Annotated in this window: 21 protein-coding genes; 10 read left to right on the top strand and 11 right to left on the bottom strand. The window is 68.2% G+C overall.

Annotated features, from left to right (window positions below):
* Positions 1-6 precede the first annotated feature (6 nt).
* From smeA to smeC, 3 genes are read left to right on the top strand one after another with little or no spacing between them, the layout of a single operon-like run.
* A complete protein-coding gene (gene smeA, locus ACW5IY_RS20780; RefSeq protein WP_049412402.1) occupies positions 7-1,203 on the top strand; it encodes a multidrug efflux RND transporter periplasmic adaptor subunit SmeA in 1,197 nt (398 codons plus the stop codon).
* Between the two features lie 12 nt (positions 1,204-1,215).
* Entirely contained in the window at positions 1,216-4,365 is a 3,150-nt protein-coding gene (gene smeB / locus ACW5IY_RS20775) for a multidrug efflux RND transporter permease subunit SmeB (protein WP_049435794.1), read from the top strand.
* A complete protein-coding gene (gene smeC, locus ACW5IY_RS20770; protein ID WP_049435793.1) occupies positions 4,362-5,777 on the top strand; it encodes a multidrug efflux transporter outer membrane subunit SmeC in 1,416 nt (471 codons plus the stop codon). Before smeB ends, smeC begins: the two co-directional genes overlap by 4 nt.
* Positions 5,778-5,928: 151 nt before the next feature.
* Here smeC and mnmG read toward each other — a convergent pair whose 3' ends face one another.
* Together mnmG and ACW5IY_RS20760 are read right to left on the bottom strand one after the other, a co-directional pair.
* Positions 5,929-7,818: a tRNA uridine-5-carboxymethylaminomethyl(34) synthesis enzyme MnmG gene (gene mnmG, locus ACW5IY_RS20765; protein ID WP_049435792.1), complete on the bottom strand. Its 1,890-nt coding sequence runs from the start codon at positions 7,816-7,818 to the stop codon at positions 5,929-5,931.
* 548 nt (positions 7,819-8,366) lie between these two features.
* A complete protein-coding gene (locus tag ACW5IY_RS20760) occupies positions 8,367-8,849 on the bottom strand; it encodes a hypothetical protein (protein ID WP_049435791.1) in 483 nt (160 codons plus the stop codon).
* A gap of 159 nt (positions 8,850-9,008) precedes the next feature.
* Here ACW5IY_RS20760 and ACW5IY_RS20755 point away from each other — a divergent pair, with 159 nt between their 5' ends.
* Together ACW5IY_RS20755 and ACW5IY_RS20750 are read left to right on the top strand one after the other, a co-directional pair.
* A complete protein-coding gene (locus tag ACW5IY_RS20755; RefSeq protein ID WP_049435790.1) occupies positions 9,009-9,971 on the top strand; it encodes a pyridoxal-phosphate dependent enzyme in 963 nt (320 codons plus the stop codon).
* The gene (locus ACW5IY_RS20750) at positions 9,956-10,600 is read left to right on the top strand and encodes a YdcF family protein (protein ID WP_049435841.1); all 645 of its coding nucleotides are present in this window, start codon (positions 9,956-9,958) and stop codon (positions 10,598-10,600) included. The genes ACW5IY_RS20755 and ACW5IY_RS20750 overlap by 16 nt, the downstream gene beginning before the upstream one ends.
* Positions 10,601-10,764: 164 nt before the next feature.
* On the opposite strand, the gene bioC is transcribed toward ACW5IY_RS20750, so the two are convergent.
* From bioC to bioB, 5 genes are all read right to left on the bottom strand, one after another.
* Positions 10,765-11,649: a malonyl-ACP O-methyltransferase BioC gene (gene bioC / locus ACW5IY_RS20745; RefSeq protein ID WP_049435789.1), complete on the bottom strand. Its 885-nt coding sequence runs from the start codon at positions 11,647-11,649 to the stop codon at positions 10,765-10,767.
* Between the two features lie 12 nt (positions 11,650-11,661).
* Complete coding sequence (locus ACW5IY_RS20740) at positions 11,662-12,441, bottom strand: SDR family oxidoreductase (protein WP_049435787.1); 780 nt, start codon at positions 12,439-12,441, stop codon at positions 11,662-11,664.
* Positions 12,442-12,470: 29 nt separating this feature from the next.
* The gene (gene bioH, locus ACW5IY_RS20735) at positions 12,471-13,250 is read right to left on the bottom strand and encodes a pimeloyl-ACP methyl ester esterase BioH (RefSeq protein ID WP_049435785.1); all 780 of its coding nucleotides are present in this window, start codon (positions 13,248-13,250) and stop codon (positions 12,471-12,473) included.
* 17 nt (positions 13,251-13,267) lie between these two features.
* The gene (bioF, locus tag ACW5IY_RS20730; protein WP_049435784.1) at positions 13,268-14,491 is read right to left on the bottom strand and encodes an 8-amino-7-oxononanoate synthase; all 1,224 of its coding nucleotides are present in this window, start codon (positions 14,489-14,491) and stop codon (positions 13,268-13,270) included.
* A gap of 67 nt (positions 14,492-14,558) precedes the next feature.
* A complete protein-coding gene (bioB, locus tag ACW5IY_RS20725) occupies positions 14,559-15,602 on the bottom strand; it encodes a biotin synthase BioB (RefSeq protein WP_049435783.1) in 1,044 nt (347 codons plus the stop codon).
* A 204-nt stretch (positions 15,603-15,806) separates the two neighbouring features.
* On the opposite strand from bioB, the gene ACW5IY_RS20720 reads away from it, so the two are divergent.
* From ACW5IY_RS20720 to ACW5IY_RS20700, 5 genes are all read left to right on the top strand, one after another.
* Positions 15,807-17,132, top strand: coding sequence for a chloride channel protein (locus ACW5IY_RS20720; RefSeq protein WP_049435782.1), 1,326 nt, complete (start codon positions 15,807-15,809; stop codon positions 17,130-17,132).
* A 147-nt stretch (positions 17,133-17,279) separates the two neighbouring features.
* On the top strand, positions 17,280-18,449 hold the full coding sequence (locus tag ACW5IY_RS20715; protein ID WP_049435781.1) for an L-dopachrome tautomerase-related protein: 1,170 nt from the start codon (positions 17,280-17,282) through the stop codon (positions 18,447-18,449).
* A 96-nt stretch (positions 18,450-18,545) separates the two neighbouring features.
* Entirely contained in the window at positions 18,546-19,235 is a 690-nt protein-coding gene (locus ACW5IY_RS20710; RefSeq protein WP_197638394.1) for a double zinc ribbon domain-containing protein, read from the top strand.
* A gap of 58 nt (positions 19,236-19,293) precedes the next feature.
* Positions 19,294-19,845 carry an HdeD family acid-resistance protein gene (locus ACW5IY_RS20705; protein WP_006399985.1) on the top strand — a complete coding sequence of 184 codons (552 nt, stop codon included), beginning with the start codon at positions 19,294-19,296 and terminating at the stop codon, positions 19,843-19,845.
* Positions 19,846-19,895: 50 nt separating this feature from the next.
* The gene (locus ACW5IY_RS20700) at positions 19,896-20,312 is read left to right on the top strand and encodes a SecDF P1 head subdomain-containing protein (RefSeq protein WP_425604570.1); all 417 of its coding nucleotides are present in this window, start codon (positions 19,896-19,898) and stop codon (positions 20,310-20,312) included.
* A 43-nt stretch (positions 20,313-20,355) separates the two neighbouring features.
* Here ACW5IY_RS20700 and ACW5IY_RS20695 read toward each other — a convergent pair whose 3' ends face one another.
* From ACW5IY_RS20695 to ACW5IY_RS20680, 4 genes are all read right to left on the bottom strand, one after another.
* Positions 20,356-22,134: an MFS transporter gene (locus tag ACW5IY_RS20695; protein ID WP_049435779.1), complete on the bottom strand. Its 1,779-nt coding sequence runs from the start codon at positions 22,132-22,134 to the stop codon at positions 20,356-20,358.
* A gap of 192 nt (positions 22,135-22,326) precedes the next feature.
* Positions 22,327-23,442, bottom strand: a complete 1,116-nt coding sequence (locus ACW5IY_RS20690; protein WP_049435778.1) for an N-acetylglucosamine-6-phosphate deacetylase — start codon at positions 23,440-23,442, stop codon at positions 22,327-22,329.
* Positions 23,439-24,215 (bottom strand): DeoR family transcriptional regulator, encoded by a 777-nt coding sequence (locus tag ACW5IY_RS20685; protein WP_043399720.1) that lies wholly within the window; start codon positions 24,213-24,215, stop codon positions 23,439-23,441. Before ACW5IY_RS20685 ends, ACW5IY_RS20690 begins: the two co-directional genes overlap by 4 nt.
* Before the next feature lie 33 nt (positions 24,216-24,248).
* Positions 24,249-25,583, bottom strand: a complete 1,335-nt coding sequence (locus ACW5IY_RS20680; protein WP_049435777.1) for a D-tagatose-bisphosphate aldolase, class II, non-catalytic subunit — start codon at positions 25,581-25,583, stop codon at positions 24,249-24,251.
* Positions 25,584-25,597: the final 14 nt, after the last annotated feature.

Genomic DNA, 25,597 nt, shown 5'->3' with positions numbered 1-25,597 from the left:
CCCCCCATGTCACTCCTGCGCCCGCTGTCCCGTTCCCCGCGTCCCCTGCTGCTGCCCCTGCTGCTGGCCCTGGCGGCCTGTTCGGCGGGCAGGACTGAAGCACCGGCCATGCCCGAAGTGGGCGTCATCACGGCCAGCGCGCAGCCGCTGGCACTCCAGCAGACCCTGCCCGGCCGCGCCGTGCCGTTCGAGATCTCCGAGGTGCGGCCGCAGATCGGCGGCCTGATCCGCCAGCGGTTGTTCACCGAAGGCCAGCAGGTCAAGGCGGGGCAGCTGCTGTACCAGGTCGATCCGGCGCCATACCAGGCGGCCTTCGATACCGCCCGCGGGCAGCTGGCGCAGGCCGAGGCCACCGTGTTGTCGGCACAGCCGAAGGCCGAGCGCACCCGCGCGCTGGTGAGCATGGATGCGGCCAGCAAGCAGGATGCCGACGACGCCACCTCGGCGCTGAAGCAGGCGCAGGCCAACGTGATTGCCGCGCGCGCTGCGTTGCAGGCCGCCCGCATCAACCTCGACTACACCCGGGTGACCGCGCCCATCGACGGTCGCATCGGCACCTCCAGCGTGACCGCTGGTGCGCTGGTCGCGGCCGGGCAGGACGCCGCGCTGACCACCATCCAGCGGCTGGACCCGGTGTACCTGGATGTCACCCAGTCCAGCACGCAGATGCTGGCGCTGCGCAAGCAGCTCGATGCCGGCCTGGTGAAGGCCATCGATGGCAAGGCACAGGTGAAGGTGCTGCTGGAGGACGGCAGCACCTATGCGCACGAAGGCACGCTGGAGTTCGTCGGCAGCGCGGTCGATCCGGGTACCGGCAATGTAGTGCTGCGTGCGGTCATCCCGAACCCGGACGGCCTGTTGCTGCCCGGCATGTACCTGAAGGCGGTGCTGCCGATGGCCACCGACGCGCGCGCGCTGCTGGTGCCGCAGAAGGCGGTGACGCGCAACGAACGCGGCGAGCCGCTGCTGCGCCTGCTCGACGCCAGGGATCATGTGGTCGAGCGTCGGGTCAGCACCGGCCAGGTGGTCGGCAACCAGTGGCAGATCACCGATGGTCTTAAGACCGGCGAACGGGTGATCGTCAGCAACGGCAGTGCGGTATCACTGGGCCAGCAGGTGAAGGCGGTGGCGGCCACGACGGCGCAGCTGGCGGCGATGCCGGCGATCGACCCGAACGGCAACACCGACGAAAAGTCGCACTGAGGCCTGCCGCGCATGGTTCGTTTCTTCATCGACCGGCCGATCTTCGCCTGGGTGATCGCCATTGCGGTCAGCCTGCTCGGCCTGCTTGCGATCCTGATCCTGCCGGTGGACCGCTACCCGCAGATCGCCCCGCCCACCATCACCATCCGTGCCACCTACACCGGTGCCTCGTCGCAGACCGTGGAAAATGCGGTCACCCAGGTCATCGAGCAGTCGCAGCAGAGCCTCGATCACCTGATGTACATGACCTCGACCAGTGCCTCCGACGGCTCGGCGCAGGTCAACCTGGTGTTCGCCACCGGCACCAATCCGGACACCGCGCAGGTACAGGTGCAGAACCAGCTGCAGGCGGCCATGGCCACGCTGCCGCAGGCGGTGCAGCAGAACGGCCTGACCATCACCAAGTCCAGTGGTTCGATCTTCGAGGTGCTGTCGTTCACCAGCGAAGACGGCAGCATGGACAACTTCGATGTCGCCAACTTCATGGAAGCGCGCATCGATGACCAGATCAGCCGCGTCAGTGGTGTCGGCAACATCCAGCCGATCGGCCAGGAGTACGCCATGCGCATCTGGCTGGACCCGGAGAAGATGCGCCAGTACGCGCTGATGCCGTCGGACATCGAGACCGCGCTGCAGGCGCAGAACACCGACGTATCGGCCGGTGAACTCGGCGGCCAGCCGGCGCTGAAGGGCCAGCAGCTCGACGCCACGGTGACCGCGCGCAGCCGCCTGCACACGCCCGAACAGTTCGCGCAGGTGGTGCTGAAGGCCGACGCCAACGGCAGCGTGGTGCACCTGGGCGACGTGGCGAAGATCGGCCTGGGGCCGGAGAGCTACGACAGCATCAGCACCTTCAACGGCAAGCCGTCTGCGTCGCTGGGTATCGAACTCAATGCCGGTGCCAACGCCATCGCCGTGTCAAAGGCCATCGATGCACGGCTTCAACAGCTGCAGAAGTATTGGCCGCATGGCTACACCGCCCACGTGGCGTTCACCACCACGCCGTTCGTGACCATCTCGCTGAAGGAAGTGGTGATCACCCTGATCGAGGCGATCATCCTGGTGGTGCTGGTGATGTACCTGTTCCTGCAGAACTGGCGCGCCACCCTGATCCCGACCATCGCAGTGCCGGTGGTGCTGCTGGGCACGTTCGGCGTGCTGGCCGCGTTCGGTTATTCGATCAACACGCTGACCATGTTCGCGCTGGTATTGGCCATCGGCCTGCTGGTGGACGATGCCATCGTGGTGGTGGAGAACGTGGAACGGGTGATGACCTTCGAAGGGCTGGCGCCGAAGCCGGCGACGCTGAAGGCGATGGGCCAGATCACCGGCGCGCTGGTCGGTATCGTGCTGGTGCTGACCGCAGTGTTCCTGCCGATGGCGTTCTTCAGCGGTGTCACCGGCGTGATCTACCGCCAGTTCTCGGTGACGATTGCGGCAGCGATGATCCTGTCGGTGCTGGTGGCGATGACCATCACCCCGGCGCTGTGCGGCAGCATCCTGCACCAGATTCCCAAGGGCGGCCATCCGCACGGCGGCCACGACGGCGAACCGAGCCTGCTGGGCAAGTTCTTCATCTGGTTCAACCACCGTTTCGAGCACACCTCCAACGGCCTGCGTCGTCGGGTGGATGGCTTCCTCGGTCGGCGCACGCTCGGCGTAGTGTTCTACCTGGTGCTGAGCGTGGTCACCGGCCTGCTGCTGTGGCACCTGCCCGGCGCGTTCCTGCCCGACGAGGACCAGGGCATGCTCAACGCGCTGGTGAAGCTGCCGGCCGGCGCCACGCTGGAACAGACCCGTGCTGTGATGGATCGCCTCAGTGCCGCCGCAGTAAAAGACGACAGCGTGCTGTCGATCCAGGCCACCGCCGGCTTCAGCGTGACCGGCAGCGGCCAGAATGTCGGCCAGGCCTTCATCCGCCTGAAGGACTGGGATGACCGCAAGGATGATGCCGATACCATCGCCGCACGGTTGACCAAGGCCATGGCCAGCGTGCCCGATGCGCAGGTGTTCATCACCTCGCCGCCGGCCATCCTCGGCCTGGGTGATGCGGGCGGATTCACCCTGGAACTGCAGGACGAAGGCGGTGCCGGCCATGCCGCCGCCGTGGCTGCACGCAACACATTGCTGAAGGAAGCTGCCAAGGATCCGAAGCTGGTCAACGTGCGCTATGCCAGCCTGGAAGATGCACCGGTGTATGCGGTGAAGGTGGACGACGCCAAGGCGCAGGCGATGGGCGTGAATCCGCAGGACATCAATGACACCTTGAACGCGGCGCTGGGCGGCGACTTCGTCAACAACTTCATCTACAAGGGCCGCATCAAGAAGGTGTTCATCCAGGGCACGGCCGAAGCGCGCATGCAGCCGCAGGACATCGAGCGCTGGAGCGTGCGCAACCAGGCCGGGCAGATGGTGCCGCTGTCATCGCTGGTCAGCGCGCACTGGTCCAGCGCACCGGCCGCGCTGCAGCGCTACAACGGCATCTCGGCGATGGAGATCACCGGCCAGCCGGCGCCAGGCGTCAGCTCCGGCGAGGCGATGGCCGAGATCGCGCGCCTGGCCGATACGCTGCCGGAAGGCTTCAGCCACGCGTGGTCGGACATGGCCTACCAGGAACAGCTGTCGGGCAACCAGGCGCCGATGCTGTACGCCATCTCGCTGCTGTTCGTGTTCCTGTGCCTGGCCGCGCTGTATGAAAGCTGGGCGGTGCCGTTCGCGGTGATGCTGGCGGTGCCGGTGGGCGTGTTCGGCGCGGTGCTGATGATGAACCTGCGCGGCCTCAACAACGACGTGTACTTCCAGGTCGGCCTGTTGACCACGATTGGCCTGGCGGCCAAGAACGGCATCCTGATCGTCGAGTTCGCGCGCATCCTCGAACAGCAGGGCAAGAGCACCCGCGAGGCGATCCTGCAGGCGGTCTACCTGCGGTTGCGGCCGATCGTGATGACCTCGCTGGCCTTCCTGATGGGTGTGCTGCCGCTGGTGTTCGCCACCGGCGCCGGTTCGGCCGCGCGCCGTTCGCTGGGTACCGGCGTGGCCGGCGGCACGGTTGCCTCGATGGTGCTGGGCATGTTCTTCGTGCCGTTGTTCTACCTGCTGGTGCGCCGCCTGTTCCCGGGGCGCGCAGCGACTCACGCCACTGCCCAGGAGGCAAGTCCATGAAGCCGATGCTGCTGCGCGTCCTGGCGGCCGCGACGATGACCGCTGTGCTCGGTGGCTGCGTGAGCATGGCGCCGCGTTACCAGCGCCCCGAGGCGCCGGTGCCGGTGCAGTTCGGCAATGCCGCCACTGGCGAGGCTGATCCTGCGCTGGCGATGCCGGCATGGCGTGAGGTGTTCCTCGAACCGCGCCTGCAGCAGGTGATCGCGCTGGCGCTGCAGAACAACCGCGACCTGCGCGTAGCGGTGCTGCAGGTGGAGAAGGAACGCGCGCAGTACCGCATCCAGCGTGCGGCGCTGCTGCCGCCGGTGGATGCCAGCGGCAGCGTCACCCGTTCGCGGGTCAGCGATGCGAACAGTGAGACCGGTGCCACCCAGGTGACCGAATCCGACGCGCTGCAGGTCGGCATCAGCAGCTGGGAGCTGGACCTGTTCGGGCGCATCCGCAGCCTGAAGAACGAGGCCCTGCAGAACTGGTTGGCCAGTGCCGAGAACCAGCGTGCGGCGCGCACCAGCCTGGTCGCCGAAGTGGCGACGGCGTGGCTGGCGCTGGCGGCCGATGGGCAGTCGCTGGCATTCACGCAACAGACCCTGGACAGCCAGCAGCAGACCCTGCAGCGCACCGAGGCCCGCCATGCGCAGGGGCTGGCCTCGGGGCTGGACCTGTCGCAGGTGCAGACCAGCGTGGAAGCCGCGCGCGGCGCGCTGGCCAAGCTGCAGACGCAGCAGGCGCAGGATCGCGATGCATTGCAGCTGTTGGTGGGGGCGCCGCTGGATCCGGCCCTGCTGCCGACCGCGCAGGCGCTGGAGGGCAGCGTGGCACTGGCGCCGTTGCCGGCCGACCTGCCCTCAAGCGTGCTGCTGCAGCGCCCGGACGTGTTGTCCGCCGAACACGCGCTGCAGGCGGCCAATGCCGATATAGGCGCCGCGCGCGCCGCGTTCTTCCCGACGCTGACATTGACTGCCAACTACGGCCACAGCTCCACCGCGTTGTCGACGCTGTTCTCGGCTGGTACCCGTGGCTGGTCGTTCGCGCCCAGTATCACCGCTCCGATCTTCCATGCCGGCGCACTGAAGGCGTCGCTGGATGCGTCGAAGATCGGCAAGGACATCGGCATCGCGCAGTACGAGAAGGCGATCCAGCAGGCTTTCAGCGAAGTGGCCGATGCGCTGGCCACGCGTGACCATCTGGCCGCGCAGATGGACGCGCAACGCGCGCTGGTTGCTGCCAGCCAGCGCAGCTACATGCTGGCCGATGCGCGTTACCGCACCGGGCTGGACGGCTACCTGCAGTCGCTGGACGCACAGCGCAACCTGTATGCCGCGCAGCAGGACCTGATCGCACTCCAGCAGCAGGAAGCGGGCAACCGGGTGACCTTGTTCAAGGTGCTGGGCGGCGGCGCCGACGCACGGTAACGCGATCTGCTCTGGTAGGTGCCGACCTTGGTCGGCACGAATCATCAGATCGCGACACTCCATGCTTCCGTGCCGACCAAGGTCGGCACCCACCAGGGCAGATTCATGTGCCGACCAAGGTCGGCACCCACCAGAAGCGGACGGTCCCGCGTTACGCCACGCGGCCCCGGCGTGCGCGCTCCAGATGCACCAGCAGCAGCGAGATCGCTGCCGGGGTCATGCCGGGAATGCGCTGTGCCTGGCCGATGGTCTGCGGTCGCACGCGTTCCAGCTTCTGCAGCGCTTCAGCCGACAACCCACGCACGATGGCGTAGTCGAAATCGCCGGCAATCGGCGTTGCTTCATGCCGCTGCTGGCGCTCGATCTCCTCGCGCTGGCGATCCAGGTAACCGGCGTACTTCACCCCGATCTCCACCTGCTCGGCCACCTTGCCATCGGCCACGGCCGGGCCGAGCGAGGGCACCTGCATCAGCTGCGCGTAATCCAGTTCCGGGCGCTTGATCAGGTCCAGCACGTTGGTTTCGCGGCTGACTGCCACGCCGAGCGTTTCCTGTACTTCGCGGCCCAGCGCATTGGCCGGCGTGGCCCACAGCGCGCCCAGGCGGGTGCGCTCGGCGGCCACGGCGGCCTGCTTGGTCTCGAAGGCACGCCAGCGGCGGTCATCCACCAGGCCCATGTCGCGGCCGGCCGGGGTCAGGCGCTGGTCGGCATTGTCTTCGCGCAGCTGCAGGCGGTATTCGGCGCGGCTGGTGAACATGCGGTACGGCTCGTTGGTGCCGTGGGTGATCAGGTCATCCACCAGCACGCCGAGGTAGGCTTCGTCGCGACGCGGGCACCAGCCCTCCAGGCCACGCACCTGGCGAGCGGCATTGAGGCCGGCCAGCAGGCCCTGTGCGGCAGCCTCTTCGTAACCGGTGGTGCCGTTGATCTGTCCGGCGAAGAACAGGCCGTTGACCAGCTTGGTTTCCAGCGAGGCCTTCAGCCCGCGCGGATCGAAGAAGTCGTATTCGATGGCATAACCGGGGCGGGTGATGTGCGCGTTGGCGAAACCGCGGATGCTGCGCACCATCTCCAGCTGCACGTCGAACGGCAGCGAGGTGGAAATACCGTTGGGATAGATCTCGACGATGCCCAGGCCTTCCGGCTCGACGAAGATCTGGTGGCTGGCCTTCTCGGCGAAGCGCACCACCTTGTCTTCGATGGACGGGCAGTAGCGCGGGCCGATGCCCTCGATCTGGCCGCTGTACAGCGGCGAGCGGTGCAGCGCGTCGCGGATGATCTGGTGGGTCTGTTCGGTGGTGTGGGTGATCCAGCAGCTGACCTGCTGCGGATGCTCGTCCACCGAGCCGAGGAAGGACATCACCGGGCGCGGCGTGTCGCCCGGCTGCTCGTCCATCACGCTGTAGTCCAGCGAGCGGCCATCGATGCGCGGCGGCGTGCCGGTCTTCAGGCGGTCGACCTGGAACGGGCGCTCGCGCAGGCGCGCGGCCAGCGTGGTGGCCGGCGGGTCGCCCATGCGGCCGGCGGCATACTGGGTCGGGCCGACATGGATCTTGCCGGCCAGGAAGGTGCCGGCGGTCAGCACCACGGCTTCCGCGTCGAAGCGCAGGCCGGTCTGGGTGATGACCCCGCGCACGGCGTCGCCTTCGATGACCAGGTCATCGACGGCGGCCTGGAACACGGTCAGGTTGGCCTGGCCTTCAACGATGGCGCGGATCGCCATGCGGTACAGGTTGCGGTCGGCCTGGCAGCGGGTGGCGCGCACGGCCGGGCCCTTGGAGGCATTGAGCGTGCGCCACTGGATGCCGGCGCGGTCGGCGGCATGCGCCATCGCACCGCCGAGGGCATCGATTTCCTTGACCAGGTGGCCCTTGCCGATGCCGCCGATGGCCGGGTTGCAGCTCATCGCGCCCACCGTTTCGATGTTGTGGGTCAGCAGCAGGGTGCGCACGCCGGTGCGGGCCGCGGCCAGCGCGGCTTCGGTGCCGGCGTGGCCACCGCCGATGACGATGACGTCGTAACGATGGAAGGACGGGTTCATGGGGGCTGTTCAGCTGGGGGCGGGCGCGGCCGGGGGGCGGCGCCGGGGTGGCGATTTTAGCGCCATTCGGGGCCGGGACGCCGGTGCAGGCCGGTTGGCGGCGAAATCAGCCCTAAAGTTGGCAGGATTTTTGCAGATAACCCAATAGCACCCACCGTGGCTGGCGCCGTAGGCGCCCGTGACCGGAATTGGAACAGGGGCCGGTACAGGCGCACGGTGGGGGAGCAGAGGGCCGGCAGTCGGGGGACTGTCCGGCCCTGTTTTTTTGGGCTGTCGGGAAGGCGCCATCCACGCATGGCGTGGATCTACTGAAGCTGGGGCCTTCGCCGGTCGGCGACCCGACAAAACAGACGGCCCCGCATTGCGGGGCCGTCTGCCTTCAGAGGTGCCGACATCCGACAGGGCCGGAACAGGGGGGATCCAGATGTTCCTGTCGGATATCGACGTAGAGCTTTTTGCGGCGGCCCGTGTCGTTTTTGTCACTTTGTGACGCGGGCCGTCACTGTCCGCGTAGATTGCGGCTTAGACCGTGTGAAATGCAAGACGGTTCAGCGCTCAACTGTGCGCTGCGTCGCACGATCCATGTTGCGCCAGGGGGAACCGTTCATCCTCGGCGCACTCGGTGCCGGTGCCGGACGGGCCTGCGGCGGGGGCGCCGACGGCTGCGCGTTCGACTGCGGCGGACGGCGCATCGAGTCCATGTTCCGCCACGGCGAACCACCGTTGTACGACGGTCGCGACGGCGGCGGACGGTGCTCGCCACCATTGCCCGGGCGCGGCGGCGGGCGATGGTTGTGCGGCGGGCGGTAGATCGGGCGCGAGTAATACGGATTGCCGTAGCCGCCGTAGTAGCCGCCATAGCCACCGTAGTAGGGGCCGTAGTTGTAGGGATAGCCGGCTGGGTAGCGGTACTCCACCGACGGCGCACCGTGGTAGTAGCTGCCGCTGCGGCCGCCGCCGACATAGTCGTAGGTGGTGCAGCCGGTCAGGGCCAGCAGCAGGCCACCGGCAAGCATCAGGCGCATTTTCATGGTGGGTCCCCCCAGAGGACGGGTGTGCAGTCAGCTTCGGGCGCCAGCGTTGAATCGGCCCTTAATTCCGCCGGCCAGGATGAATGGAGGCGTAGGGCTGCATGCTGGCATGACCTGTGTCCCGGTCGCCAGCGCGAAGCCATACGTTAATCTTGCGTCATGAGCGATTCACTGTTGCCCCGCGCCGATGACGTCCTGCTTGCTGCGGCGAGGATCGCCCCGCACGCCAGCGTGACGCCGGTGCTGCGCTCGCGCACGCTCGATGCGCTGGCCGGCGCGCAGCTGGCGTTCAAGGCCGAGCACCTGCAGCGCGGTGGCGCATTCAAGTTCCGTGGTGCCTGCAATGCGGTGTGGTCGCTCGATGCCGATCGCGCCAGTGCCGGTGTGGTGACCCATTCCTCCGGCAACCACGGTGCCGCGCTGGCCCTGGCCGCGCGCACCCGTGGCATTCCCTGCCATGTGGTGGTGCCGGAAGGGGCGGTGGCGGCCAAGCTGGCCAACATCGCCCGCCACGGCGCCACGCTCTGGCGCTGCCCGCCGACCATCGCCGACCGTGAGGCCACCTGCGCCAGGGTGCAGGCCGATACCGGCGCGACCCTGGTCCATCCGTATGCGGACCCGGCGGTGATGGCCGGGCAGGGCACGGCGGCCTTGGAACTGCTGCACAGCGACGGTCCGTTCGATGTGCTGGTGGTGCCGGTGGGCGGCGGTGGCCTGGCCAGCGGTACCGCGCTGGCCCTGCAGCACGCCAGTCCGCACACGCGGCTGGTGCTGGCCGAGCCGGCCGGTGCCGATGACACCGCGCGCTCGCTGGCCGCTGGCGTGCGCCAGGGCGCGTTCACCCCGGACACGGTCTGCGATGGCCTGCGCACCCTGATCGGTGCGCCCAATTTCGAACTGCTGAGTGCCGCCGGTGCCGAGGTGATCGTGGTCGATGACACCGCGACGCTGGCAGCGATGCGCCTGCTGTGGGAGGTGCTCAAGCAGGTGGTCGAGCCGTCCTCGGCCACCGTACTGGCCGCGGTGCTGGCACAGCCGCAGCGTTTTGCCGGCCTGCGCGTGGGTCTGGTGCTGTCCGGCGGCAACGTCGACCTGCCCGCGTTGCGCTGGGGGGCGCCATGAGCCGCGACCGGCATCGGCCTCGCACCGGCCTGCTGGGCTGGCTGTGGCGGCTGTTTGTCCTGCTGGTGATCTGGCTGCTGGGCGTGACTGCCTGGATTGTCTGGGTCGGCGAGCGCGACCAGGCCGCCAAGGCCGATGCCATCATCGTGCTGGGTGCGGCCGCCTATGACGCCAAGCCATCTCCGGTGTTCGAAGAACGTATCCGGCATGGACTGGACCTGTACGAGGCCCAGTACGCGCCGCTGCTGATCTTCACCGGCGGCTATGGCGGCAGTGGCGCGCGCTTTTCCGAATCACAGGTGGCGCGGCGTTATGCGCTCAAGCATGGCGTGCCGGACGACGCGATCCTGATCGAGACCGCGTCGCGCAATACCGTGCAGAACCTGGTGGAAGCCAAGCGCCTGATGGACCAGCGCGACCTGCACCGCGTGATCATCGTCAGCGACCCGTTGCACATGGCGCGCGCGCTGCGCCTGAGCAAGGCACTGGGCATCGATGCGCTGGCCTCGTCCACACCCAGCACGCGCTTCCGCAGCTTCCACACCAGCTGGCGCTTCCTGGTGCAGGAAATCTATTTCTTCCACCGCGACCTGGTGCGCCCGCCGCTGAGTTCGCCGGCCAATACCTGAGGCGGAAGCCTGCATTGGGTGGGTGCCGACCTTGGTCGGCACAATCTGTCAGATCGCGATGCCGCCGGCACTGTGCCGACCAAGGTCGGCGCCTACCAGAGCGGGTTCCGTGCATGAATCGGTAGTCGCCGACCGTGGTTGGCGCATGACCTGCGGTCGCTCGATCAGGTCTGCTTGCGCCGGATCGGAATCGCCGACACCGGCACCGAGGCCACGTCATGCCCGCCTTCGCGGATCGGTGCGCCCGGGTCCGGTGCCCAGGCGTGGGCGTAGATCACTTCCCAGCTGCTTGGCAGCTTGCCGTCGGCGCGCCGCATCGGTTCATACGCCGCTGCCGCCGCCGCGAAACGGCCACGCCCGGTCAGGGTATGGCGGCGGTCTACCCGCGCATTGGTCGCACCCATCGCGCGCAGCTCGCGCATCAGCGACGGCAGGTCGTCGTAGGTCAGGGTGAACAGATCGCGGTCCAGCACCGGGTCGCGGAAGCCGGCCATCATCAGTGCGTCGCCGAACTGCGCGATCTGCGCGAAGCGGCTCACGTGCGGGCGGTCGTCGGCGGCGGCAAACGCCTCATTGAGTTCGATCAGCGTTTCCGGGCCGAAGGTCGAGCACAGCAGCAGGCCACCTGGCTTGAGCACGCGGCGGAACCCGGCGAACACTGCCGGCAGGTCGTCCACCCACTGCAGGCACAGGTTGCTGAAGATCACGTCCACGCTGTTGTCGGCCAGCGGCAGTGCAACGGCATCGCCACACAGGCGCTGGAACGGCTTCCACCAGCCGGCCTGGCGCTTGGCCTGGTCCAGCATCGGCAGCGCCACGTCCAGCGCGATCACCTGCGCCTTCGGCCAGCGCTTCTTCATCAACGCGCTGGCGTGGCCGGTGCCGGCACCGATGTCCAGCACCACCTCGGGCTTGCGCGCCTCCAGGTAGTCCAGCGACTCGATCAGCCGCGACTGCACCTCGCGCTGCAGGGCGGCGGCAGCGTCGTAACTGGTGGCGGCACGCGCGAACGCGCGACGGACATGGCGGGCATCGAAGTGGGACGGCATTGCGAAAGTCTCTTAGAACGTACCGGGGTAGGCGCCGCCGTCGATCAGCAGGTTCTGCCCGGTGAGGTAACCGGCCTGTGCACTGCACAGGAAGGCGCAGGCGGCACCGAATTCGTCCGGCGTGCCGAAGCGGCCGGCGGGAATCTGCTGGCGGCGGCGTTCAGCGACTTCGCCGGCATCGCCGTCCTTGCCCGCGCTGTGGGCGAAGTTGGCGCGCAGGCGGTCGGTATCGAACTGGCCGGGCAGCAGGTTGTTGATGGTGACGTTGTGGGCCACCGTGCGGCGCGAGAGGCCAGCGACGAAGCCGGTCAGGCCGCTGCGCGCGCCGTTGGACAGCGCCAGGATGTCGATCGGGGCTTTCACCGCCGACGAGGTGATGTTGACGATGCGGCCGAAGCCGCGCTCGATCATCGCGTCGACGGTGGCGCGGATCAGCGCGATCGGCGCCAGCATGTTGGCATCCAGCGCGGCAATCCAGTCGTCGCGTTCGAAATTGCGGAAATCACCGGGCGGCGGACCACCGGCGTTGTTGACCAGGATGTCCACCTGCGGGCAGGCGGCCAGCGCCGCCGTACGGCCGGCCTCGGTGGTGACGTCGGCGGCGACGGCGCGTACCTCACCGGCACCGGGCAGTGCACGCAGTTCGTCGGCAGCTATCTGCAGTGCAGCCTCGCCACGCGCCACGATCACCACGTTGACGCCCTCGCGTACCAGCGCACGCGCGCAGCCCAGGCCCAGCCCCTTGCTTGCGCCGCAGACCAGTGCCCAGCGGCCGTTGATACCCAGATCCATGCGTCAATCCTGCGGAATTCGGAGGGGGCTCATTGTCCGCCATCGGCCGGTGACAGGCCGGCAACGAAGTGTTGCAGGGCGGCGGCCACTTCGTCGGCATGGCCGAGGAAGGGCGCATGTCCGCCGTGGGCGATGGTCAGTGCCTGCGCGCCCGGGGCCAGTGCCGCGGCGGCCTGCATCGCCGCCGGTGAGACCAGCCGGTCGCGCTGGCCGGCGATCCACAGGCTGGGTTTGCCCAGCGTGGGCAGTGCGCCGCGCAGATCGGTGCTTTCCAGCAGGCGCAGGCCTTCCAGCAGGGCGCGTTCGGTAGGCGCACCGCGCTCGACCAGCCGCTGCCGCAGCGTGCGCAGCTCCTCGCGGGCGTGTGCCGAGCCCATCACGTCCAGCGCCAGGAAGCGTTCCAGCGTGCCGCCGAAGTCGGTGGCCAGCTCTCGCCCGAACTGCTCGAACACGGCCGGCTCCACTGCGTGCGGCCAATCCTCGCCACGCACGAAGCGCGGCGTGGCGGCGATCATCGCCAGCCCGCGCACCTTCGGCAGCGTGGCCGCCGCGTGCAGTGCGAACAGGCCGCCCAGCGACCAGCCGCACCACACCGCTGGCGGCGTGGCGGCCGCGATGGCGCTGACCACGAACGGCAGGCGCAGTGGCGTGGTGTCCTCGCGGCTGTGCCCATGGCCGGGCAGGTCGACCAGGTGCAGGGTGAACTGGTCGGCCAAGCGCTGCACCAGCGGCACGAACACACCGCCCTGCAGGGCCCAGCCGTGGATCAGTACCAGGTCCGGCCCACGGCCGGTGACGTCAATATGCATGGGCAACGACACGGAACTCAGGCAAAAGCGGGCAGCGGCGGTGGTGCGGCTTCACGCACGGCCAGGGTCACGCGATCGCGCGCGCTGGCGATGGCGTCCACCAGATCGCGCACCTGTTCCGGCGTGTGCAGCGCGGACAGTGTCACGCGCAGGCGTGCCTTGCCTTCCGGTACCGTCGGCGGGCGGATTGCACCGACCAGCCAGCCGGCCTGTTCCAGCGCCGTGGACATCGCCATGGCGCTGTGATCATCGCCGCACAGCAGCGGCTGGATCGGTGTCTCCGAAGCCATCAGGTCCAGGCCATGGCGACGCGCTTCACTGCGGAACAGCGCGATCAGGTCGGTCAGCTTGGTGCGACGCCAGTGGTCGCGGCGCGCCAGGCGCACTGCTTCAAGCGCAGCGGCGGCCATCGCCGGTGGCACGGCGGTGGTGTAGATGTACGGGCGCGCGGTTTCGGCCAGATGCTCGATCAGGTCGTCGCGGCCCAGCACCAGCGCACCGGAACCGCCCAATGCCTTGCCCAGCGTGACCAGCTGCAGCGGCACGTCGTCCACGCCCAGCCCTGCGGCGGCCACGGCACCACGGCCATCACCGACCACGCCGACACCGTGCGCATCATCCACATAGAACAGCGCCTGCTGCAGGCGTGCCACAAGCGACAATGCACGCAGCGGTGCGATGTCGCCATCCATGCTGAAGACACCGTCGGTGGCCAGCATGGCCGCGCCATCGGGCGCGTGCTTGAGCTGGCGCATTGCGCCTTCCGCATCCAGGTGCGGATAGCGGCGCAGACGTGCACCGGCCAACCGGGTCGCATCAAGCAGGCTGGCGTGGTTGAGCTTGTCCTGCACGCACACGTCGTTCTCTTCACTCAGCAGCGCCTGCTGCACCGCCAGATTGGCGGCGAAGCCACTGCCGAACAGCAGCGCACGCGGGTAGCCCAGCCACTCCGCCACCTCGCGTTCCAGCGCCTCATGCAGCGCGTGGTGGCCGCAGACCAGGTGCGAGGCACCGGCGCCAGCACCTTCGCGTGCGGCGGCGTCCTGCAGCGCGTTGACCACGCTGAACTGCTGGCCCAGGCCAAGGTAGTCGTTGCTGCAGAAGCCGGTCAGCCACTGGCCGTCCACTTCCAGGCGCACGCCATCACGACGGCTGACCGTGCGTCGCGGGCGGCGACGGCCTTGGGCATCGCGCAGAGCGCGCTGGGCGTGGAGGCGGGCGGTCAGGTCGGGGCGGGCCATGGTGGCTGATTGCGTCGACGGGGCGGCTAGGGTAGCGCGTTGCCGCGGCGCCTGCTTGCGGCCCGTCTCAGGCCGCGTGAGCGCAGCCGCAGCCGGGCGTATCGGCACTGATATCGGCGTGAACGGTACCGCCGTGGTCGTGGCCTTCGGCATCCACCTGCACCGCCATCGGCTGCAGCCCCAGGCGCGCGAACAGGGCCAGGTCGCGCTCGCTCTCCGGGTTGCCGGTGGTCAGCAGCTTGTCGCCGTAGAAGATCGAGTTGGCACCGGCCACGAAGCACAGCGCCTGCAGTTCGTCACTCATGGCTTCGCGCCCGGCCGACAGCCGCACCATCGAACGCGGCATGGCGATGCGCGCCACCGCGATCATGCGCACGAACTCAAACGGGTCCAGCTCGGCACTGCCATGCAGCGGCGTGCCCGCCACCTGCACCAGCTTGTTGATCGGTACTGAATCGGGATGCGCCGGCAGCGTGGCCAGTGCCAGCAGCAGGCCGACGCGCTGCGCGCGCGTCTCGCCCATGCCGACGATGCCACCGCAACAGGTTTTCAGGCCTGCATCGCGGACGTGCTCCAGCGTATCCAGACGGTCCTGGTACTGGCGCGTGTGGATGATCGAATCGTAGTAGTCCGGCGCGGTGTCGAGGTTGTGGTTGTAGTAGTCCAGGCCGGCGTCCTTCAGCGCACGCGCCTGCTTGCCGCTGAGCATGCCCAGCGTGGCGCAGGTTTCCAGACCCAGCGCCTTCACCCCGGCGATCATCGCCGCCACCTTCGGGATATCGCGATCCTTCGGTGAACGCCATGCGGCGCCCATGCAGAAGCGCGATGCACCGGCGGCCTTGGCCTGGCGTGCCTTGGCCAGCACCGCATCGGTGTCCATCAGCTTCTGCGCGTTCACCCCGGTGCTGTAGCGCTGTGCCTGCGGGCAGTACGCGCAATCCTCCGGGCAGCCGCCGGTCTTCACCGACAGCAGCGTGGACACCTGCACCTGCGATGGGTCGAAGTGCTCGCGATGGACCGCTGCGGCGCGGAACAGCAGCTCGGGGAACGGCAGATCGAACAGCGCCTGCAGTTCGTCGTGTTGCCAGTCGTGGCGGATGGCAGCAGCCATGGCGGGACCTTGGGTACGAGTGGAGCGAGGGCGGCAGTGTGGGTGGCTCGGCGAAGGCTGTCAACCATATGTATTCTAATTTGGTTTACGGTCCGTTCGTGCAGTCGAGCATCGACCGAAGCGCCGCATTTCACCGCATGCTGCAAGGCGTCTAGCCACAGTGCCTGCTGCCCAACGCAAGCGCTGGCGCGCAGACTCTCTCCCATGATTGGTCTTCACCGACTCCGCGGCCGCATCACCGCGCTGGTTCTCAGCGAGGCCTGGCGCCGCCGCGCCGCGCTCTGGGGCGGCGCCGTGGCCGTGGCGCTGGTGGCGATCCTGTTCGCCAAGGCCAGCGACGCGGCGTTCCATCTGTTCCAGCGCATCACGTCGCACTCGCCGTGGTGGGCCCTGCTGCTCACGCCGGGCATCTTCGCGCTGCTGGCCTGGTTGACCGCCGGTGTGCTGAAGCCCACGCGCGGCAGCGGCATTCCGCAGGTCATCGCCGCGTTGGACAAGGCCGATGAGCCGTTCCGGAAGACCAACCTTTCACCCGCGGTTTCGGCCGGCAAGCTGCTGCTGACCTCGCTGTCACTGCTGGGTGGCGCCTCGGTGGGCCGCGAGGGCCCGACTGTGCACGTAGGCGCCAGCTTGATGTACCTGTTCGGCCGCTGGTTCGGTTTCAAGGATCCCCGCGAGCTCTCGCACTTCCTACTGGCCGGTGGTGCGGCGGGTATCGCGGCGGCGTTCAACACGCCGCTGGCCGGCATCGTCTTCGCCATCGAGGAGCTCAGCGGTCGTTTCGAGCATCGCTTCTCAGGCACCCTGCTGACCGCGGTGATCGTCGGTGGCGTGGTGTCGCTGGGCCTGTTGGGCAACTACACCTACTTCGGCCATGTGAGCGCACGCCTGCCGCTCGGCCAGGGCTGGCTGGCAATCCTGCTGTGCGGCGTGGTGGCGGGCCTGCTGGGAGGCCTGTTCGCGCGTGCGGTGCTGGCCAGTGCGGCGGGCCGCCCGCGATGGCTCGGGCAACTGCGGCAGCGGCATCCGGTTCTGTTGGCCGCAGGCTGCGGCCTGGTGGTGGTACTGCTCGCCCTGGTCTTCGGTGAAGGCGCGTTCGGCACCGGCTACGAGCAGGCGCGCAGCCTGGTGCAGGGGCAGGCGGTGGTCGGTCACGAGTTCGGGTTGATGAAGCTGCTGGCCAATCTGGCCTCGTACGTGGCCGGTATTCCTGGTGGCTTGTTCTCACCCGCGCTGGCGGTCGGCGCGGGACTGGGCCACAACCTGGCGGTGCTGATGCCGGGCGTGGACCCGCGCGCGTTCGTGCTGCTGGGCATGTGTGCTTACCTGACCGGCGTCACCCAGGCGCCACTGACCTCGGCGGTGATCTCGCTGGAGCTGACCGACAGTGGTGATCTGCTGCTGCCGATCCTGGCCACGGTGCTGATCGCCCGTGGCGTGTCCGGGCTGGTCTGCCGGGTGCCGATCTACCGTGGGTTGGCGGAGTTGTTGATGGCACCGAAAGCAGAGCCAGCTGATAGGCAACGCTGATTGCCTTGAGCAACAGGATCAATCATCTCGAATCTTCACTCCTGCAGTGAAGCTGATTCCCCGTTGCACCGTCTACCCGATGCCAGGTGCGCCGCTGAAGATGCGTCGCCCCCCGGGGCTGCACCCGGACCTGCATCGAGAGCAACCATGATCAACTGCCGTATCCGCAGCCTGGCGGCTGCTGTCCTGGCCCTGGCCAGTTCCCCCGCGCTGACGCTGGCCGGAACGCCCCTGCTGCCCAGCGAGCGCAGCATCGGCATCATCGAGCCGGTGGCGCGTTTCGAAGGTGCCATGCCCACCAGCGTGGCGGTGTCCGAGACCGGGCGGATCTTCGTCAACTTCCCGCGCTGGGGCGATGAAGTGGCCTTCAGCGTGGCCGAGTGGCGTGATGGCCGCGCCGTGCCCTATCCGGATGCGCGCATCAACCGCAAGGACGGTCCCGATCCGGCGGCCCACTTCATCAGCGTGCAGAGTGTGGTGGCCGATGGCCAGGGCCGGTTGTGGGTGCTGGACACCGCCGCGCCCGGGTTCTCTGCCCCGCAGGCCGGTGGCGCCAAGCTGGTGGCAATCGATCTGGCCACCAATACCGTGGCCAAGACCCTGGTGTTCCCGGCCAACGTCATCGACGCGCGTACCTACGTCAACGACGTGCGCTTCGATTTCCGTGTCGGCCGCGAGGGCGTGGCCTACGTGACCGACTCGTCACTGAGCGGCATTGGCGGCATCATCGTCATCGACCTCGCTACGGGGGCGGCATCCAAGCGTCTGATCGGTCATGTATCCACCTCGGCCGATCCCGCGTTCGTGTCGATCGTGGAGGGCCGGCAGATGCGGTTGCGCAAGGCCGACGGTTCGTCGGCACCGTTCACCGTTGCCGCCGATGGCATCGCGCTTTCGCCGGATGGAAGTACGCTGTTCTACACGCCACTGTCCAGCCGCCATCTGTACAGCGTGCCCACCGCACTGTTGCGCGATCCGAAGGTGAGCGAGGCGGCGCTGGCTGCTGCGGTCGTTGACCTGGGCGAGAAGGGCGCCTCCGATGGCATGGAGATGGACGCCAACGGGCGGCTGTACGCCAGCGACTACGAGCACAACGCCATTCATGCCCGCGATGCGCATCGGCGATGGACGACCGTGGTGCACGATCCGCGCATCCTGTGGCCGGATACCTTGTCGATGGGGCCGGATGGCTACCTGTACTTCACCGCCAACCAGCTGCATCGGCAGGCCGGATTCAATGGCGGCGTTGATCGCCGGCAGACGCCGTACATGATGTATCGCACCCGGGTGGATGCGAAGCCTGCGCCGACGCGGTGAGGTGATCGGGGCAAAAGCTGGGAGATGAAAATGCCTACGGGTCGTTGAGGGCCCCCCCGATGGCAACGCGCTGACGGCGGCGACATGCTGAAGCGCATGTCTGCCTTCTTCGACGTGGGCCGCCACGTGCAGGCCGCACTTCGTGTGCTGCTACCGCTCCGTTGCCTGGTCTGCGGTGACCCGGGCCACGATGGACTCGATCTCTGCGATGCCTGCCTGGCCGGACTGCCCTGGGCCGGCCGGGCCTGCCTGCGCTGCGCGCTGCCGTTGCCGGACACCGCATTGATCGTCTGCGGCACCTGCCGCGAGGAGGTACCGCCACAGGCCGCCACGCATGCGAGCCTGCTGTACCTGCCGCCGGTCGACCAGTTGCTGGTCCGCTACAAGTTCCATCAGGATCTGGCGGCGGGGCGCCTGCTGGCGCAGCTGATGCAGCGCGCGCCGCCGCCGTGGTGGTGTCCGCCGCTGGTGCCGGTGCCGCTTCACAACCGTCGGCTGCGGCAGCGCGGCTACAACCAGGCCGCAGAGCTGTGTCGCCTGCTGCCGATGCCGGTCTGGCAGGGCCTGTACCGGCGTCGCCACACCGCGCCGCAGTCCGAGCGCACGGCCGAACAGCGCAGGGAGAATCTGTTCGATGCGTTTACTGTCCGTGGTCCGGTGCCCTCGCGGCTGACCGTGGTCGATGACGTGATGACCACCGGCAGCACGGTGATGGAGGTCGCCGAGACGCTGCGCCTGGTCGGCGCTGGGGAGGTGCGCGTGTGGGTATGTGCGCGGGCGCCGTGATCGCCCTCTTCATCCACAGGGGCTAGGATGAGGCCGGTTCCGGATCGAAGGAGTGGTCATGAATTCCCCCTTGTCTCCCTTGTTGTCGGCGGTTGGGCGCAGCTGGTGGATCCTGCTGCTGTACGGGCTCGTCGCACTGGGTTTTGGCATCGTTGCCATTGGCTGGCCGCTGTCCGCAGCGATGGCACTGGCGTGGACACTGGGCGTGATGGCCATCGTTGAAGGCGTCATCAGCCTGTTCGCACTGGTCAGCGGCGGCAGTGGTGCCTCGCGTGGCTGGTTGGCGCTGTATGCCATCGCTTCGCTGGGCTTCGGCATCCTTGCGGTGATCAACCCGCTGGCCACCGCCAGCGTGCTGGTGCTGTTCCTGGCCGCGTGGCTGCTGGTGGCCGGCATCTATCGCATCGTGTTCGCGATCCGCGTGCGCAAGCAGATCCAGGGCGAGTGGCTGCTGATCCTCAGTGGCGTGCTGGCGGTGGTGCTGGGCCTGCTGTTTGCCGCAAATCCCTATGCGGGCGTGGCGGTGACCACGCTGTGGATCGGTATCGGCAGCTTGCTGTATGGGCTGCTGCAGGTACTGGTGGCCTTCAAGCTGCGGAAGCTGAAGTGAGGGCTGTGCTTCCCCTGTTGCTGGGCGTGGCGTTGACCCTGACCGGATGCATGCCGGGCGCCACACCCGGTGCCTTGGCAGGCAAGGATCATGCGCCACGCCCCGGCGTGGATGTGCGCCTGAGCGCGGTCGATGCAGCCGGCAAGGGCAGACCGGTGCAGTGGCAGGGCGAAACCCTGGCCCTGCGCGAGCCGCCGATTGCCGGCAGTGCCGACATCGCCGATGTGCGCTACGTACTGGACGAGGCCAAGCAGCCCGGCCTGCAGATCCGCTATCGGCCCGAAGCGCACCAGCGCATCCACGATGGCACGGCAGCACTGGTCGGTCAGCGTGCGGCGCTCAGCGTGGATGGCCGCGTGCTGATGGTGGCGACGGTGCAGGGACCGTTCGGCGAATCAATGATGCTGAGCGGGTTGCCCAGCGTTGCCGAGGCGCAGGCGCTGGCCAAGCACATCACTGGCGAGTGACGGGCGCGCCAACACCCCCCACGCTGCGCGCGGAGGTCGACCGCTACCGGGCGAACCGGGCTTCGATCTCTTCCAGTGACTTGCCCTTGGTCTCCGGCAGCCAGAACGCGGCCACCAGGAAGAACACGAAGGTGCACGCCGCCCAGAACACGAACATGCTGGCGTAGCCGTAGTGGCCCACCGTGGGCAGGAAGATGGCGGCGATGGTGGTGGACACGAACTGGTTGATCAGCAGCGCGATGCTCATGCCATTGGAGCGGATGCGGTTCGGCATCAGCTCCGACAATGCCAGCCACACGCATACGCCTGGGCCGACGGCGAAGAAGGCGACAAACACCAGGATGCAGGCGGCCACGGCCCAGCCGTGTGCCGGTGGCGGCACCGGGCCAATGCGGGCCTGCTCGATGCGCAATGGCGCCTGGCTGGCGCTGGCCGGGTCGGCAAATGGATTCAGGTGGAGTTTGCGGAAGAACGCACCGATCACGCTGTCCGGCTGCACGGTGCCGGTGCGCTCGATGCGCAGTTCGCGATCAATCAGGTTGTCGCTGCGCAGGGCGCGCACATTGGTGAAATCACCATAGGCGTACGACACGGTCAGCTGTATCGATCGGCCCTGGCTGTCGATGCCATTGCTCAGGCGCTGCCACTGCGCGTCATCCAGCACCAGCTGCAGGCCGTCGCCGCTGACCGCCGCCTGCAGTTGCGGCTGCACGTCGGCACGACCGCGCTCGGCCTGGAAGAACAGCGTGGCCGCCGCCAGCAGGGCCACACAGATACCGCCACTGCCCAGCATCAGCAGGAATTTGCGGCCCTTGCGGTCGACCAGCAGCAGCGCGACCACGGTCATCACCGCGTTGAGCAGCTTGATCGCCACGTCTGCACCGTTGGCCACTGAACCGGACAGGCCGGCCTGGTTGAGGATGTTGACCGCGTAGGCCAGCACCGAGTTGATGCCGGTGGCCTGGGTGCATGCCAGCACCACGCAGGCCAGCACGAACGGCACCACGTAGCGGCGGCTGAGCAGCGGGTCGCGCTTGCCGTCGCTGCTGCTCGATTCCGGCGCCTGGATCTGGGCCAGCGTAGGCTCGACGTCTGCGGCGGGAAGGACGCGCTGCAGGCTGCGGCGCGCTTCGTCGATGCGGCCGCGGCGCACCAGCCAGCGTGGCGATTCGGACAGCCAGAAGATGCCGGCGCAGAACAGCAGGCCTGGCGCCAGGCAGGTCCAGAAGATGGTGCGCCAGGCGTGGTCCTTCACCGTGAACAGTTCCTGCGCCTGCTGCGCGACCGGCAGCGAGCGCACGGCCTCGGCGGCGGCATCCACGGCATGGGCGTGGTACAGGCCGATCAGGGCTGCCAGCACCAGGCCAACGGTCAGCAGCAGCTGGAACATGGCCGCGCCGCGCCCGCGTCGTTCGGGGCTGAGCACTTCGGCCAGGTACAGCGGAATCACGACGCCGATCAAACCGCCACTGATGCCCTGCAGCAGGCGACCCAGCAGCAGCGGCGTGTAGCCGGAGGCCAGTGCCATGATCGGAATCGAGGCGGTGAACAGCAGGCCGGCCAGCAGCATCGCGCCGCGGCGGCCGATCAGGTCGGCAATCATGCCGGCGAACAGCGAGGACAACACGCTGCCCAGCAGCACCGCTGCCACCACGAAGCCGAGCTGCTGGCTGCTGAGCTGCCAGGCGTGGCTGGCGGTCGCTTCAAGATAGGGCAGGGCACCGGCGATGATGCCGATGTCGATGCCGTACAACAGGCCACCGAGGCCGCCGATGAAGAGCAGGTAACGTACGGGCCAGCGCGGGGCGGTGCTTGCGGTCATCGGCAGTTCCTGTGGTAGCGCCGGGCCACGCCCGGCGGCGGTTCGTCGCAGAGTGCTTTCTGTAGAGCCGAGCCATGCTCGGCTGCTTTCCGTTCCGATATCGAGGTCCCCCATGCCGCGCTTCGCGCGGTGAGCCGAGCATGGCTCGGCTCTACAGGGAGCCTGCGCGGCGTCCGGGCCGCATGGCGTGCGTCAGTTCAGATCGACCACCCGCCCGCCAATGACCACCTGCTGCAGGCGCAGTTCGGCGTCCAGCACCACCAGGTCGGCGCGGGCGTCGGGCGCGATGCGGCCGCGATCGCCCAGGCCCAGGTAGTCGGCCGGGAAGGTTGAAACGCGATGCGAGGCATCGGCCAGTTCCAATCCCACACGCACAAGGTTGCGCAGCGCCTGGTCCATGGTCAGTGCACTACCCGCCAGAGAACCGGTCGCCAGGCGCACGCAGCCGCCGCACTTGTGCACGCGCTGTTCGCCCAGCGCATACTCGCCATCGGGCATGCCGGTGGCGGCAGTCGCGTCGGTCACCGCGTACAGGCGCGGGATCGCGCGCGCGGCCAGGCGGATCACGCCGGGGTGGATGTGCTGCAGGTCGGGAATGATCTCGGCGTACTGCGCGTGCGCCAGTGCCGCCGCGGCGATGCCAGGCCGGTAGTGGTCGACGCCGGTCATGCCGTTGAACAGGTGAGTGAAGCCGGAGGCACCCGCCTGCAGGGCAGCAACACCCTCTTCGTAAGTGCCGGCGCTGTGGCCGAGCTGCACGCGAATGCCCATTGCCGCCAGCGCGGGAATCAGTGCGGTGTGCTCGCCGATTTCCGGCGCCAGCGTCATCACCCGGATCGGTGCCAGCGCGTGCAGCTGCTGCACCAGCGCCAGCGTCGCCTCGATGGTGCGGTTGGGTTGCGCGCCCAGGCGCTGCGGGCTGATGAACGGCCCTTCCAGATGTACGCCGGCAATGCAGGCGGCGTCGGCATCGGGCGCTGCCATGGTCGCGGCCACGCCGTGCAGCGCGTGCTCGATCTCATCCAGGCCGGCGGTCATGGTGGTCGCCAGCAGCGTGGTGGTACCGAAGCGCAGATGGGTGCGGGCAATGGTGCGGGCCACGTCGCCGCCCTGCATCAGGTCGACGCCGGCCGCACCATGCACGTGCAGGTCGATGAAGCCGGGCAGGATCACCGGCAGCTGCAGGTCGTCAGCGCCGCTGTGGTCGTCCACCTGCAGCTGGCGGATGTGCGAATCGAAGTGGACGTGGCCACGCCGCCAACCCAGCGGCGTGAGGATGCGGCCATGCAGGGTGCGGGTGTCGGTCATGCAGTGGGCTCGGCGATGATCACTTCGATGCCCAGCCGCTGCAGCCCTTCACGGGTTGCGTCGTCGATGCCGGCGTCGGTGATGATGGCGTGGATCTGATCGAGAAGTGCGATGCGGTGCAGGCTGACGCGGCCGAACTTGGAGGCGTCGGTCAGCACCACGATGCGGCGCGCGCGCTCGACCATGCGGTGGTTGAGGCGGGCTTCGGCTTCATCGTGGGTGGTCAGGCCGAACTGCAGGTCCAGGCCGTCCACGCCCAGGAACAGGGTGTCGAAGCTGTAGGAGTTGAGGCTGGCTTCGGCCTGGCTGCCCTGCAGCGACAGCGACTGCTGGCGCAGCAGCCCACCGGTCAGCAGCACGTTGATGCCGGGCGCGTTGGCCAGTTCCCAGGCGATGTTCAGCCCGTTGGTCATCACCGTCACGTCGCGCTGGCTACGCAGGTGGCGGGCCAGGGTCATCGTGGTCGAGCCAGAGTCGATGATGATGTTGTCACCGGGCCGCACCAGGCGCGCGGCACAGGCGCCGATCGATTCCTTCAGCGGCAGGTTCAGTGCGTCCTTTTCGTGGATGTCCTGTTCCTGCGGCGGCGTGCGTACCAGCGTCGCACCGCCGTGGGTACGGTTGGCCAGGCCCTGCGATTCGAAGTGGGTCAGGTCGGCACGGATGGTCACCGCCGACACGCCGAAGCGCTCGACCAGATCGGCCACCTGCACCGAGCCGTGCTCGATCAGCAGCTGCAGGATCTGTTGCCGGCGGGAGCGGGTGTTGCGCATGGCCATTCTCGGTGTCGCGGGGAAAGGTAGAGATTAGCCGTTCGCAGCAACGGCGGCAGCCGCGTCTGCGTGATGCGTGCGGGTTCCGGCCTGGTTGGCGCTGCACGCACGGGCGTACTCGCCCAGGCACAGGCCGACGCGATGCTGCGCCAGCGCGGTAGGCGTATTGGCCAAGGTGCCCTCGCGCACGGCGCGGTACTGCTCCGGCAGGTACTGGCTGAGCAGTACCAGCGGCGGCGCATGCTGTTCCAGGTTGGCGAACAGGGTCTGCACCGCCTTCACCAGCGCCGGCTCGCCCCAGTAGTAGCGGCAGCGGTCGCTGAAGGAATAGCTGCGCAGCAGGCGCAGCGCTGCCTCATCGCCCTGGTAGTAGGACTGCCAGTACTTCGGCTGCGCCACCATCACTTCATCCAGCACCTGCGGCAGGCGCGAGCACTGCGCCGCCGGCAGCAGTTCGGCCTCGATCGCGGCCAGCGCGAACAGCGCTTCGCGGTAGGCGAAGGTCGCCGCCGGGCCGACCTTGAGGATGGCGAAGTGGTCGCGCACCAAGGCGTGCAGGCCACTTTCGCGCTGGTAGTCGGTGGAATGCGCTTCGAACACGATGCGCGGCTGCTGTTCGAGGAAGTCGGCCAGCGTGCTGGCGGCGGCCGGGTCGTACTCGTGCACGCTGCTGTGATCGAAATCCACGCCCGGTTGCACCACCATGGCGATCACGCGCTGCCACGCATCGCGCAGCTGCGGCGTATCGAACGCCTGCTGATGAATCGCCAGTGTCTGCGCGGCAGCGGCGGGCGTGGTCACCTGCAGGCCTTCGGCCAGCGAGGCTTCGCCACCGGGAATCGGCACTTCGGTACCGATCACGTAGACCGGCGGCGGCAGGCCATGATCGGCGGCGGTGCGTTCGGCGATCTCGGCCAGCTCGGCCGAGCGCGCGGCGACGATGGCGTCGGGCAGCGGCACCGGGTCATCGGCGCAGGACATGCTGCAATCGAGGTGGATCTTGTGGAAACCGGCGGCGACGTAGGCTTCGATCAGCACGCGCGCGTGGGTCATCGCTTCGGCGGCCGGGCGCTTCTGCCAGGCATTCGGGCCGAGGTGGTCGCCACCCAGGATCAGCCGCTCGCGAGGGAAACCTTCTTCATCGGCCAGCGTGCCCACGTAATCGCGGTACTGCGGCGGGGTCATGCCGGTGTAGCCGCCGAACTGGTCGACCTGGTTGGAGGTGGCCTCGATCAGCAGCACGGTGCCGTGCGCCAGCGCCACGTGCATGGCCGCCCGCAGCACCTGCTCGTTGCTGCAGCAGACGCTGTACAGGCCGACGTTGGCACCGGCGCGGTGGGAGGCAAGCAGGGTCTGCAACGGGGACATGGTCAAGCTCCGGT

This window comes from Stenotrophomonas sp. C-A (genome assembly GCF_054030835.1).
This window is presented reverse-complemented; position numbering and strand designations above follow the sequence as displayed.